General features: G+C 63.8%; 6 protein-coding genes and 2 pseudogenes. All 8 read left to right on the top strand.

The features are described from left to right. The first annotated feature begins 478 nt into the window (after positions 1 to 478). The 8 genes and pseudogenes from IVB23_RS15490 to IVB23_RS15455 all read left to right on the top strand — a co-directional run bounded on the left by IVB23_RS15490 (position 479) and on the right by IVB23_RS15455 (position 12,690). Positions 479 to 1,435, top strand: a complete 957-nt coding sequence (locus IVB23_RS15490) for a zincin-like metallopeptidase domain-containing protein (protein WP_247804094.1) — start codon at positions 479 to 481, stop codon at positions 1,433 to 1,435. A 108-nt stretch (positions 1,436 to 1,543) separates the two neighbouring features. Beyond that, positions 1,544 to 2,247, top strand: a pseudogene (locus tag IVB23_RS15485) (ParB/RepB/Spo0J family partition protein); the annotation flags it as partial. 254 nt (positions 2,248 to 2,501) lie between these two features. Beyond that, positions 2,502 to 3,773 (top strand): IS110 family transposase, encoded by a 1,272-nt coding sequence (locus IVB23_RS15480; protein WP_247799878.1) that lies wholly within the window; start codon positions 2,502 to 2,504, stop codon positions 3,771 to 3,773. Positions 3,774 to 3,818: 45 nt separating this feature from the next. Next, positions 3,819 to 5,222 (top strand): annotated as a pseudogene (locus tag IVB23_RS15475) (DNA-binding protein); the annotation flags it as partial. A 182-nt stretch (positions 5,223 to 5,404) separates the two neighbouring features. Then, positions 5,405 to 9,754, top strand: coding sequence for a strawberry notch-like NTP hydrolase domain-containing protein (locus IVB23_RS15470; protein WP_247804093.1), 4,350 nt, complete (start codon positions 5,405 to 5,407; stop codon positions 9,752 to 9,754). Next, positions 9,754 to 10,815, top strand: a complete 1,062-nt coding sequence (locus tag IVB23_RS15465; protein WP_247804092.1) for a toprim domain-containing protein — start codon at positions 9,754 to 9,756, stop codon at positions 10,813 to 10,815. Before IVB23_RS15470 ends, IVB23_RS15465 begins: the two co-directional genes overlap by 1 nt. Before the next feature lie 330 nt (positions 10,816 to 11,145). Continuing rightward, positions 11,146 to 12,069 (top strand): DUF2493 domain-containing protein, encoded by a 924-nt coding sequence (locus tag IVB23_RS15460; RefSeq protein WP_247804895.1) that lies wholly within the window; start codon positions 11,146 to 11,148, stop codon positions 12,067 to 12,069. A gap of 138 nt (positions 12,070 to 12,207) precedes the next feature. Further along, positions 12,208 to 12,690 (top strand): hypothetical protein, encoded by a 483-nt coding sequence (locus IVB23_RS15455; protein ID WP_247804091.1) that lies wholly within the window; start codon positions 12,208 to 12,210, stop codon positions 12,688 to 12,690. Positions 12,691 to 13,207 lie beyond the last annotated feature (517 nt).

The raw sequence follows: 13,207 nt of genomic DNA, 5'->3' as shown, positions 1-13,207 counted from the left end.
GAAAAGAGCCAAACCAGTAGGCTCCATTCTTTCGAACACTCCCTTCTTCTTCACGCCACAACGGCGCACGCCATCCGGCTTCGATCCCTCGCGCAAACACTATCGGAACTCCTCGCCGGGGGCACTCGGGAAAGGGGCTCGCCTTCGGCGATCGCTATCACTGCCCCGTTCCCGGGTGCCGCTGTTAACCGGTCTCGTCGCTGCACTCGGACCCGCGTGCCCCTTCGGGTCGCTATGCTCACGCTCTCCGGGTGCCATTTTCCGTTGAGGCGATGCGCCCTAGGCGCACGCCTGGGTCAGGGCCTTCGGCCCCGGGGCACCTCAATGCCAAGTCCCATGAAGAATTGGACGGAAGACAGGTCGCGTCGCAGATTTCGCATTCTCACTTAGAGACTGAGAGTAAGAGTATCGCGCGGTTTTGCCGTGACGGGTTACAGGCTGCGAGAGAGGCTCGCGGCGCCCGTCGCGGAGATCCGCGATGTCCAGACATTATCCTCGGGCGCGCACCGGTGAGGACCGGACAAGCCTTTATGACGAAATCACCAACAAGATCATCGCCGAGCTGGAGGCTGGCCGAGTGCCATGGGTGCAGCCTTGGGGCACGGCGGCGGCGATGGCGCCTTTGGCCATGCCGGAGAGCGCAGCGACCGGCCGTCACTATAGCGGCATCAACATTTTAATCCTCTGGGGGGCCGCCACTGAGCGCGCATTCTCCGGTCAGAGCTGGCTTACATTCCGCCAAGCGCTGTCGCTCGGTGGTCACGTCCGCAAGGGCGAGCGCGGCACGACCGTCGTCTATGCCGACCGCTTTGTGCCGGTCGACGAAAAGCGCCGCGCAAGCGAGAACGGTGAGGAAGCGCAGGCCATTCCGTTCCTCAAGCGCTTCACGGTCTTCAACAGCGATCAATGCGACGATCTGCCTTCAGAGATCGCAACAACGGCGCCGCCTCCGCCGCCAGGCCTGATCGAGCCGCAGGTCGAATACCTGATCAAGGCGACCGGCATCGACTTCCGCATTGGCGGCAACCGCGCCTTCTATGTGCCGGCGGAAGATTATGTGCAGGTGCCTCCACCGCAAGCCTATTTCGAACCGATCAATTGGCATCGAACGGCCCTCCACGAGCTTGCGCATGCGAGCGGCCATCCATCACGTCTCAACCGCGACTTGTCGGGCAGCTTTGGCACCAAGAAGTATGCCTTTGAGGAGCTGGTTGCGGAAATCTCGTCTGCGTTCGGTTGTGCATCGCTTGGTATTGTGCCGACGGTGCGGCACGCCGACTATATCGGCTCGTGGCTTGACGTACTGCGCGAGGACAATCGTGCGATTATCCGGGCCGCTTCCCAGGCCAGCAAGGTCGCGGATTATCTCCTTGGATTCTTGCCAGAAATTGCTGTCGACATGATGGCGGAGAGAGCGGAGCAGGAAGCGGCGTGAGGCTCTGGTCGGCCGCCGCGGGCACGAGAGTGAGAGGGCGGGGTCGTTTTCCGCGACGGGTTGGAAGCCGAGAGAGAGGCTCTCGGCTGCTCGTCGTGGAGAATCGATATGACGAAGGCTGTCCAAAAGATCACGCTGTCGCCCTCACGTGACATTCCGTTCAACAAGCTGGTCCTCAGCCAGTCCAACGTCCGGCACGTGAAGGCGGACGTTTCGGTCGAGCAACTCGCCGAAAGTATCGCGCAGCGTACGCTCCTGCAAAGTCTCAACGTCCGGGCGGTCGTGGACGCTGAAGGCAATGAGACCGGCATGTTCGAGGTGCCGGCAGGTGGCCGGCGCTATCGCGCGCTGGAACTTCTCGTCAAGCAGAAGCGCTTGGCGAAGACCCAGGCGGTTCCTTGTGTCGTGCGCGAGGGCGGCATCGCTGAAGACGACTCGCTTGCAGAGAACGACGAGCGGGTAGGGCTTCATCCGCTCGATCAGTTCCGAGCCTTCCAGGCCTTGCGTGGTGCCGGTCTATCCGAGGAGGATATCGCCGCCCGGCACTTCGTGACGCCGACCGTCGTGAAGCAACGACTGCGGCTGGCCTCCGTGTCGCCAAAGCTCCACGACGTCTATGCCGAAGACGGCATGACTCTCGAGCAACTCATGGCCTTCTCTGTTACGGCCGACCACGCCAGCAGGAGCAGGTCTGGGAGAACGTCAGCCGATCCGGCTATGATGAGCCCTATCAGATCCGGCGAATGCTCACGGAAAATACGGTGCGCGCGCCAGATTGCCGCGTTCAGTTCATTGGGCTGGATGCTTACGAGTTGGGACCGGCATTGAGGAGCCGACGCGCGCTGGATGAAACTGTCGGAGCGTGGGCAAATGCGGTATTTTGAGAGGCCGTCGGCAAAGAGGTCGATTACTCTCTGGTGCGCGAGAGCCCGGTTGCGAGTTGGACCCGGGTTGCCTGGATAACCCACACTGGCGCGGAGGGGCTGCATGGCCCTCGAGCACGCTTCCTAGCATTCTTTTCTGACAGGCGCCTATGCCGCCGGCGCTAACTGTTGAGGAGAGGAGCATGGATATTTTGTATGAGCGGGTGGCGGGGCTGGATGTACACAGGGACACGGTCGTGGCCTGCGTGCGGATCATGGTCGATGGCAAGGCGCAGCGGGAGTGCCGGACTTTTGCGGCCACGACGGACCCGCTCGTGGAGCTGAGAAGGTGGCTGGAAGAAAGCCGGTGCACGCATGTGGCGGTGGAGGCGACGGGCGTCTACTGGATGCCGGTGTTCCGGATCCTGGGCGAAGGCGCCTTTGAATTGATCGTCGCCAATGCGGCGCATATCAAGAATGTGCCGGGACGCAAGACCGACATGAACGATGCGATGTGGATCGCCGATCTGTTGGCCTGCGGGCTGATCAAAGGCAGCTTCATTCCCGAGGAGAAGGTACAGGAGCTGCGCGCGCTGACGCGAACGCGCAAGCAACTGGTGCGCGAGCAGGCGCGGCACGTGCAGCGGATCGACAAGACGCTGGCGGAAGCCAACATCAAGCTCGGCTCGGTGATCTCCGACATCATGGGCGCGAGCGGCCGGCGGATCATCCAGGCGATGATCGACGGCGTCCGGCAGCCGAACAAGCTGGCCGAGCTTGCCGGCAAGCAGCTCAAGGCGTCGCCGAAGGAGCTTTACGATGCGTTGCACGGGCGCCTGACGGATCACCATCGCTTTCTGCTCGCGCTTCACCTGAAGCAACGCGATGGTCTGGATGAGACGATCCGCAAGCTTGATGTCGAAATCGCTCAGCGGATCGAGGGCATGGAAGCGGAGGCAGGCGGTGGCAAGATCCCCTTTCGCCACTTGATCGGATTGTTGACCACGGTCCCCGGGATCAGCGCGGTGGCAGCGCCGGCAATTTTATCCGAGATCGGCGCCGATATGAGCCGCTTCGAGACTGCCGGCCATCTCGTTGCCTGGGCCGGCCTGTGCCCCGGGCAGAACGAGAGCGCCGGCAAGCGCAAGTCCTCGCGCCTGCGCAAGGGGGCGCCGTGGCTCAAGACGATGCTCGTTCAATGTGCTTGGGCCGCCAAGCGCTCAAAGAACAGTTACTACCGAGCGCAGTTCTTCCGCTTGCAGGCCAGACGCGGACCTCAAAAAGCCATCTGCGCTGTCGCCGCCTCGCTCCTCACCGCCATCTACCACATCCTCAAAAACGGCACCGAGCACCACGACCTCGGCGCCGCCTACTTCGACCGTCGGCCCACCGAGGTCAAGGCAAGCCGCTTGGTCGCGCGCCTCAAAAAGCTCGGCTTCACCGTCCAACTCCAGCACATCGCGGAGGCGGCCTGACCCTAAACAACCAGCAGTTTCTTCCTAGCAGTTTCTTCCTAGCAGGCTGGCGGCGGCGTTTTACGAGACCTGTTCGAGCACGATGATGGCGGCTGGCTCCAGGACGTTGCTTTGCTCGATCGTCTCGTGACGGAAAAGCTCAAACGCGAAGCCGAGACGATTGCAGCCGAAGGCTGGAAGTGGATTTCGGTCGCCGTCGAATTCCCCTACGGCCACACGGAGGGCCTGCGCGAAATCGAGGGCAAACCTGTCGATCTCTCTCCGGAGGAGCAGGCCGCCATCGACGCACTCAACGCGGAGCAAGCCAAACTTGAATCCGATTATCAGGATGCCGACGAGTTGCCCGATGAGGTCGATCAGCGTCTCGGCGAAATCGAGGCGGCACTGGCCGCGTTCGAAGACCGGCCGATGATTCACGATCCGGCCGAGATCGTCCGCGCTGGCGTCTTCGTCAGCATCGATTCCGAAGGGCGCCTCTCGGTGGATCGGGGTTACGTCCGGCCGGAGGACTACGTGTCGGCGGCCGATCCTGATGTCGGGCAGGGCGGCGATACACAGTCGATCGAGGGGAAGGCGGCTGGTACTTCTGTCCAGCGCACGGTCATCGCGGTGCCCGGCGGCGCTATTGATCCCGAAGACGATGATGAGGACGGCACGAAACCTCTGCCGGATCGGCTGATCACCGAGCTGACGGCGCATCGCACGCTGGCATTGCGGGATGCGCTGGCAGAAAATCCCGCGATTGCTGGCGGTGCTGCACAACTTCGTGCTGACGGCCTTTTACCGGTTCGCATCGTCCGGGAGCTGCCTTGAGATCGGCCTTCGCACGCCGACCTTTCCGGCTCAAGCGCCTGGCTTGAGGGAGAGCGCGTCCGCGAAGGCCGTTGAGGCGCGGCATGAGTCCTGGAAAGCACGATTGCCGAACCGCGAGAACGATCTTTGGGATGCGCTCGCAGCTCTCGATTGCGGCGCACAGGCGTCCCTGTTCGCTCACTGTGCGTCATTTGCGGTCAACGCTCTCTACGAGCCGGCCAACCGCTGCAATCAGGGCCGCGTCTCCGCCCACGGCGTCCGCACCCGGCTCGACCAGGCGGATGTGCTTGCGCGCGCCATCCGCCTCGACATGGTCCGAGCGGGCTGGAAGCCCTCTGTCGACAACTATCTCGGCCGGGTCACCAAACCTCGCATCCTGGAGGCGGTGCGGGAAGCAAGAGGCGAATCGTCCGCGCAATTGATCGACCACCTGAAGAAGGCCGACATGGCCAAGGAGGCTGAGCGTCTTCTCGATGGTTCGGGCTGGTTGCCGGAGCCGCTGCGTGTCGTCGAGTCCGGCGTATCGTCACTGGAGCAAGAGAGTGAAGCGGGTCCGCTGCCTGAATTCCTCGGAGAGGGAGGATCGGGACAACGCGAGCGAGGATGAGGATCCGCAACATCGACGCCGCTGAGTGAGATCATGGAGTTGGACGGCTCTGGCCGTCCGTAGGTGCTTGGGGACCGGTGTGCAGCGCCGGCCCCCATTTTTCTGGGCGCGCGCTGAGAGGGAGAGCGGGCCGGGAAGGGTTTGAGCCGTCGGGGTCAAAGGAGAGCGCCTGATGGTTCGACCCTTTCCTGCTCTCCGAAAGAACCCTCTCATGACAGAATCTCTCGCCGGCGGCGCTGCGGCCGCGCCGCTCTCGCTGCGCGCCGCTGCAAGTCTCACCTCCGCCGCCGTCAGGGCCGCGCGACAGCTCGTGATTGATCTCGAGCGCGGCCGTCGCATCGATGCCGCTGTCCTGCGTGGCGCCATGGAAGCTGCCTTCGGCGCTTCCGACGCCAGTGGCGTCTGGAACTGGAAAACCGCCTATGATGTCTGCGAGGCGGCAACTGTTCTGTTCCTTCGCAAGTTTGGTCCCGCAATTCGTGTCGAGGCCGGCTCGACGGCCGCCATGCTGCCGATGCTCGCGAGAATCGCGCGCCGTCTGCCGACCCACACGCGGCGCTCCGAGGACAGTCAGGCCCTTCAACAATTCTCGACGCCGATCCCGCTTGGGCTCGTCGCATGCACCGCGGCCGGCATCACGCCGTCCGATCGGGTTTTGGAGCCCTCCGCGGGGACCGGCTTGCTCGCCATTTTTGCCGAGCTCGCCGGCGGCGCCTTGGTATTGAACGGGCTGGCCGATGCCCGCGCCGCATTGCTCGAGCAACTGTTCGCCAAGGTTAAGGTCACGCGATTCGACGCCACCCAGATCGATGATCACCTCGATGCCGGTGTCGTACCGAGCGTTGCCCTGATGAACCCGCCGTTCTCGGCATTGGCGAACGTCGATCGACGGATGGCGGACGCGGCTCTCCGGCACATCGCCTCAGCCTTGTCGCGTCTTTGCGACGGTGGGCGTCTGGTCGCCATTACCGGTGCAAGTCTTGCGCCGGACAATCCGGCATGGCGAGATGCCTTCGTTCGCCTCCAAGAGCGCGGGCGAGTGGTGTTTTCGGCTGCCATCGACGGCGCGGCCTATGCGAAACACGGAACGCAGACGGACACAAGGCTGCTTGTGATCGACAAGCAGCCCGCCGCAGACCCGAAAGTCTTTCCGGCGTTGCTGGGCATGGCGGGCGATGTCGCCACGTTGCTCGAGTGGGTGAGCCAGCATGTGCCCGCGAGGATGCCCGTTGCCACTCCCGTCATGGTCGACGCCATCAGGCGCCGCGCGGCGTCGCAGCGGGTTGGCGCGTTTGCACCGCGACCATCGTCCACTCCGGGAGACGGCGCGCCGGAGGGCGTCGAACTCACCTACGGGACGGTCGAGTGGACGCCTCCGGAAGGCGCTCGACTGACCGACGAGCTTTATGAGGAATACGCGCTGCAGGCGATCCGTATTCCGGACGCGCATGCGCATCCGACCAAGCTCGTGCAATCCGCTGCGATGGCCTCCGTGGCACCGCCCAAGCCGTCTTACCGGCCCCACCTGCCGGCCAAGGTCGTGGCGGATGGCATTCTCTCCGATGCCCAGCTTGAGAGCATCATCTATGCCGGAGAGGCGCATTCCGACTTCCTTGCGGGCTCCTGGACCGTGGATGGGACCTTTGATGTTGTCGCGGCCGCACGCGACGATGCAGAAAACGCCGTCCGCTTTCGCCGCGGCTGGTTTTTGGGCGATGGCACCGGCGCGGGCAAGGGTCGGCAGGTCGCAGGCATCCTTGTCGACAACTGGCTCAAGAGCCGCCGTCGCGCGGTCTGGATCAGCAAATCCGACAAGCTGATCGAGGACGCGCAGCGCGACTGGTCCGCGCTCGGCATGGAGCGGTTGCTCGTGACGCCACTGTCTCGGTTTCGCCAGGGCACACCGATCCGGCTCGCGGAAGGCGTCCTTTTCACCACCTACGCTACGCTGCGCACCGATGAGCGTGGCGAGAAGCTTTCGCGCGTGCGGCAGATCGTTGAATGGTTGGGCTCCGACTTCGACGGAGTGATCGTCTTCGACGAGAGCCACGCGATGCAGAACGCGGCAGGCCAGAAGGGCGAGCGCGGCGACCTCAAGGCGATTGCTTGCAATCGTCCGGGGGCGGCCTCCCAGCAGGGGCGCGCGGGCCTGAGGCTCCAACACGCGTTGCCGAATGCCCGCGTCGTCTATGTTTCGGCGACCGGTGCCACGACGGTCCACAATCTCGCCTACGCCCAGCGGTTGGGCTTATGGTGTGGCGCCGATTTCCCGTTCGCCACCCGGGCCGAGTTCGTCGAGGCGATCGACGAGGGCGGCGTCGCAGCCATGGAAGTGCTCGCGCGCGACCTTAAGGCGCTCGGTCTCTACGCGGCCCGCTCGCTCTCTTACGAGGGGGTCGCGTACGAGCTCGTCCAGCACCAGCTCACGCCCGAGCAGGTACGCGTCTACGACGTCTACGCCGGCGCGTTCAGCGTCATCCATAACAATCTCGATGCCGCGATGAGGGCCGCCAACATCACCGGCGAGACCGGCACGTTGAACGGTCAGGCTAAATCGGCCGCGCGATCCGCTTTCGAGAGCGCCAAGCAGCGCTTCTTCGGCCACCTATTGACTTCGATGAAGATGCCATCGCTGATCCACTCGATCGAACGCGATCTTGACGCCGGCCACGCCGCTGTCATCCAGATCGTCTCGACCGGCGAGGCGCTGATGGAGCGCCGGCTCGCCGAGATCCCGACCGAGGAGTGGGGCGACGTCCAGGTCGACATAACCCCGCGCGAGTATGTCCTCGACTATCTCGCCCACTCCTTTCCGGTGCAGCTCTACGAGCCTTTCACCGACCAGGAGGGCAATCTCAGCTCCCGGCCCGTCTATCGCGACGGCCAACCGGTCGAGAGCCGGGAGGCCGTCGCTCGCCGCGACCGCCTCATCGAGAAGCTCGCTTCGCTGCCGCCGGTCTCGGGCGCGCTGGACCAGGTGATCCAGCGCTTCGGCACCGACATGGTCGCGGAGGTCACAGGTCGCTCGCGCCGCATCGTGCGCAAGGGCGATCGGCTGATGGTCGAAAACCGGCCCGGTTCGGCCAACCTCGCCGAGACCTCGACCTTCATGGATGACGTCAAGCGTATCCTCGTGTTCTCCGACGCGGGCGGCACGGGGAGAAGCTACCATGCCGATCTCTCGGCTCGGAATCGCCGCCTGCGGGTCCACTATTTGCTCGAGCCCGGCTGGAAGGCCGACGCCGCGATCCAGGGGCTCGGCCGCACCAACCGGACCAATCAGGCGCAGCCGCCGCTGTTTCGTCCCATCGCGACCGACGTAAAGGCAGAAAAGCGCTTTCTCAGCACCATTGCGCGCCGGCTCGATACATTGGGCGCCATCACGCGTGGCCAACGCCAGACCGGAGGGCAGGGCCTGTTCCGGCCCGAGGACAATCTCGAAAGCCATTACGGCCGCGACGCGTTGCGCCAGCTCTATACGCTGCTGGCGCGGGGCAAGGTCGACGGCTGCTCGCTCGAGCGGTTTGAGGATGCGACCGGCCTGAAGCTCACGGATGCTAATGGGCTCAAGGATGACCTGCCTCCGATCACGACCTTCCTGAACAGGTTGCTGGCGCTCACGATCGATCTTCAGAACATCCTCTTCACCGTCTTCGAGCAGCTCTTGACCGCCCGGATCGAGGGCGCGGTCGCCTCGGGCAGCTATGACGTCGGACTGGAAACGCTCAGCGCCGAGAGCTTTACCGTCACCGACCGGCGGACGATCTATGTCCATCCCGGCACTGGCGCCGAGACCCGGCTTCTCACGATCACCCAACGCCAGCGCAATCATCCTGTGAGCCTGGATGACGCTCTTGCTCATCTTTCCGATCCTCGAGCCATTCTGTTAATCAATGAGCGCTCGGGACGAGCAGCGGTGCAGGTCGCGGCTCCGAGCTTCATGCTTGATGACGGCGAGATCGAGCGGCGCGTCCGCCTGATCCGGCCCGTGGAACAGCATAGCGTCCCCTTAAGAATGATGGCGGAAAGCCATTGGGTCGAAGTGGACCGCGAACGCTTCGCCGCGGCCTGGCTGGCGGAGCTTGCCGAGATCCCAGCGTTCACGGAAAGCACGATCCACATCGTGACCGGCTTGCTGCTGCCGATCTGGAAGCGGCTGCCGAACGAGTCGACGCGCGTCTATCGGCTGCAGACCGACGCGGGCGAGCGGATCGTCGGCCGCAAGGTCTCGGTTACCTGGGTCGCGAATGTCCTTGCGGCTGACGCGCCGGCGCTCGCGCCAGACGCCGCCTTCGCCGCGCTGATGGAGGGGCGGACCGTCCTTGAGCTTGCGGAGGGGCTCCAGCTTCGCCGTGTCCGGGTGATGAGCGCACACCGCATCGAACTGTCGGGCTTCAACGACACCATGCGCGATCGCTTGCGGGCTTACGGCCTCTTTGGAGAGATCATCTCCTGGAAGCTGCGCATGTTCGTGCCCACGGACGCGAGCGGCGTCGAGATCCTGTCGAAAGTGCTCGACCGCTATCCGGTCGCGCGCATCAGTGAGCGGGAGGCCGCCTGATGCCCCGCAAGCCTTGCGAGCTAGCACGCCGCCTCGCGCGCGAGGCCGAGGCGGTATGCCGACACTATCTCTCCAATGGCAAGCGGGAGGGGCGGTACTGGCTTGTGGGCGATGTCCACAACAATCCGGGCCGCTCGCTGTTCGTGCGGCTCCAGGAATCACGGAAGGGACCCGCGGGCAAATGGACCGATGCCGCAACAGGCGAGCATGGCGATCTCCTCGACGTCATCCGCGAAAGCCTGGGGTTGCGCGAATTCCGCGAGGTCGCAGAGGAGGCTAGGCGCTTTCTGAGGCTGGCTCGTACTGAACCGGAACTCGTCCCGAAACCCGTTCGTCCGTTAGCACCGGCTGGATCGCAAGAGGCGGCAAGACGGCTCTTTATGATATCGCAACCGATCGAGGGGACGCTGGTCGAGGCATATTTGCAGCGTCGCGGGATCGCCCACGTGCACCATGGTGGCAGCCTGCGCTTCCATCCGCGCTGCTATTATCGGCCCGACGAACACCTGCCAGCCGAGACCTGGCCGGCGATGATCGCCTGCGTCACGGATATCGAAGGCAGGATCACTGGCGTGCATCGCACCTGGCTCGACCCGGACGGCTTTGATCGCATTCGGCTGGGCAAAGCTCCGATCGATACCCCACGACGCGCGATAGGCGATCTCCTCGGCAACGCGGTTCGCTTCGGCGTGCTGGACGACGTGCTCGCTGCCGGCGAGGGAATCGAAACCATGCTGTCGCTACGTTACGTGTTGCCGACCATGCCAATGGTGGCTGCGCTCTCGGCCAATCACCTCTCAGCCATGGTGCTTCCGACTGGACTGCGCCGGCTCTACATAGCCCGCGATCTCGATGCTGCCGGCGATGTGGTACAGGCGACTCTCAGCCAGCGCGCAGCGGACGCCGGCATTGAAGCAATCGCGCTGTCGCCCCGGCTGGGCGACTTCAACGAAGATCTCCATGTCTTCGGCCTCGATGCGCTCCGAGCAGCGTTGCGGTTCCAGCTCGTGCCAGAGGACGTCGTTCGCTTCCTGCATTCGTCGACGGTGCCCGCGGAATAGCTCCCGGTCTTCGATCGACGTTGATGGGCCAGTCATAGGCGAGGCCAATACCGGAAGAGGACGCGACCTTGGCCTTCTAGAGGGCGATCGGACGGCAAGCGGAGCGGGCCGGCAATGGCTGCGGCCGGCTATTTTCCGCCGCGCGCCAGTGATGTGAAGACACATTATTCAGCTGGCCGCGCGCTTTTCATCGCGAAGCAAAATAGCCGGCCTCCGCCATCCTCCGCTGCCGCTTCGGCCCTTTCGGGTTCTGGCCCTCTCCGCCCGCCGTCAGAGGATCGCCACGAAGGCCGCGATGGTCGCGGCCGATCCGGCAAAGGACCTCTTCCCATGACCGACCATGACGACATCGAACCGCCGCACGCATCTTCTCCAACCGACCACGTCATCACCGAACTCCAGCTCTTCGGCTATCGTCCCTTCGACGACCAGCCCGATCCAAGACCGCTCCCCGAGGGCAATATGATTGGCGGCGCCGTCGCCGATATCTTCGACGCCCTGGTCGCGACCTTGAGCGAAACGCGGCTTGAGCCGGACCTTGACGATCTGCTCTGGTCGACGGTCAACCTGTTCCATCGTGCCGTCGAGCGCGTCGAACGGCAGCTCGATAACAACGAACAAGCGCAGCATAAGAGCCAACGCGAGCAGAATGGCTCGGAGGTGCGATCTGTCGAACTCGAGCGCCTGACCGCCGAAGGCCTCACGCTAGTCGAACGCCGCAACTGCCTGGAACTCTTCCGCGACCAGGCCATCGAACAATTTGAGGTCAACACCGGCGCATCCTGGCGCCCGCGATCGGGATCATTGGTCAATCACCGCACGCTCACCGCGGCAATGATCGACTCGCGCGACTTCATTGCCGCCAAACGCCGCGCCGAGACCGAGGTCTTGTTGCCACCAGGACCGAAAATCGCACTCACCGGCGGGCTCGACTTCAATGACCACAACCTCATCTGGGATCGCCTCGACAAGGTTCATGCCAAGCACCCGGACATGGTCCTCCTGCATGGCGGCTCTCCTAAGGGCGCCGAACTGATCGCCTCCAAATGGGCGACCAATCGCAAGGTGCCACAGATCGCCTTTAAGCCTGACTGGACGAAGCACGCCAAGGCGGCGCCGTTCAAGCGCAACGATGCGATGCTCGAACTCCTGCCGATCGGCGTCATGCATTTCCCGGGCACGGGAATTCAGGACAATCTCGCTGACAAGGCGAAGCGGTTCGGTATTCCCGTCTGGAAGTTCGGCGGCGCATGAGCGCCGTCTACTCGCCTCCAAGACGACCAAGATGGAGTTGCGCGCCGCAACTCCGCCTCGTTTCGATTTTACGTCCGAAGCCGCGCCGCGGTGGTGGTGGAGGCGCGACCAATACGTCTGTGCATTGGAGCCACCGCCATGCTCGCTCTTGGGCTTGTCCTCAACACGCTCGGCATCGGTTTGTTCTGCTGGCTGATCTTTGCGCTGGCGGTCTATGCCTTGCCGTTTTTCGTCGCACTCAGTGTCGGAATGTCGGCATTTCGTAATGGCGCGGGCGTCTTCGGCGCATTGCTTATCGGAATTGTTTCTGGCGCGCTGACGCTTGCCGCTGGTCAGCTCGCCCTTGCCGTTAGTCGGTCCTTGACCTTGCGCGTCGCGATCGCAACCGTATTCGCGCTCCCTGCGGCGATCGCCGGCTATCATCTGGTGTTTGCCCTGTCGCAGATCGGGGTGCCCTCGCTGGCTTGGCGTGAGGCCTTCGCTTGCGCAGGTGCGGCTTGCATCGCCGGCACGGCATGGGCGCGTTTGACCCTTCCCACGAGGACCCGCCCGTCGGAGTCGGCCGGGGTGGTGGAGAATACACCTCGACCAGTTCTTACAGCCGCCACGCACGAGCGATGAGGCTTCGTCGCCATCAGGTCCAGCAAGCTCGCACAGAGACCAGGTTGAACGAGAGGGCGTCGAGCTTGAGCGAAAGGTACCCGCGTTTCTCCTCGAAGCCTGCAAGCAAGCCCCACCAATCTCTGTCTGGCCCGCATAGCTGCGGTGGGGCGCGCCGCGCTCGATCATTTCTGCGGGGACGATACCGCCCTTTGCGGCAGATTGTTTCTCCTTCTACGCCGACCCGTACCGACCTCTTGCTCAGCACACCGAGATTCGCCAAGTCTTCTCCTTAAGATTGCGGTTCAGCACGCGGACGCACGTGGCCTCTTTGATGGCTTGATCTGGCCCAAGAGCGGCTGCGCCTCGATCGTCTGAGCCGCAACGCCGTTCGAGCGACTTTCTTCCCCTGGGCTTGCGCCCATTCCTCGCGAGACAAGAAAGTCGCTCCAACGGCGTCCTCCGCTGCGCTCCGGCCCGCCAGCGGGTGCGTCGCCGATCGTCTTCGGCCTTTAGATCGCCATCGAGGCCGCGGTGG

The organism is Bradyrhizobium sp. 191 (assembly GCF_023100985.1).
Lineage (GTDB): Bacteria > Pseudomonadota > Alphaproteobacteria > Rhizobiales > Xanthobacteraceae > Bradyrhizobium > Bradyrhizobium diversitatis.
This window is presented reverse-complemented; position numbering and strand designations above follow the sequence as displayed.

Coding starts and splice junctions, on each gene's coding strand:
- IVB23_RS15490 (WP_247804094.1), top strand. CDS start 479: ATGTCCAGACATTATCCTCGGGCGCGCACCGGTGAGGACCGGACAAGC.
- IVB23_RS15480 (WP_247799878.1), top strand. CDS start 2,502: ATGGATATTTTGTATGAGCGGGTGGCGGGGCTGGATGTACACAGGGAC.
- IVB23_RS15470 (WP_247804093.1), top strand. CDS start 5,405: ATGACAGAATCTCTCGCCGGCGGCGCTGCGGCCGCGCCGCTCTCGCTG.
- IVB23_RS15465 (WP_247804092.1), top strand. CDS start 9,754: ATGCCCCGCAAGCCTTGCGAGCTAGCACGCCGCCTCGCGCGCGAGGCC.
- IVB23_RS15460 (WP_247804895.1), top strand. CDS start 11,146: ATGACCGACCATGACGACATCGAACCGCCGCACGCATCTTCTCCAACC.
- IVB23_RS15455 (WP_247804091.1), top strand. CDS start 12,208: ATGCTCGCTCTTGGGCTTGTCCTCAACACGCTCGGCATCGGTTTGTTC.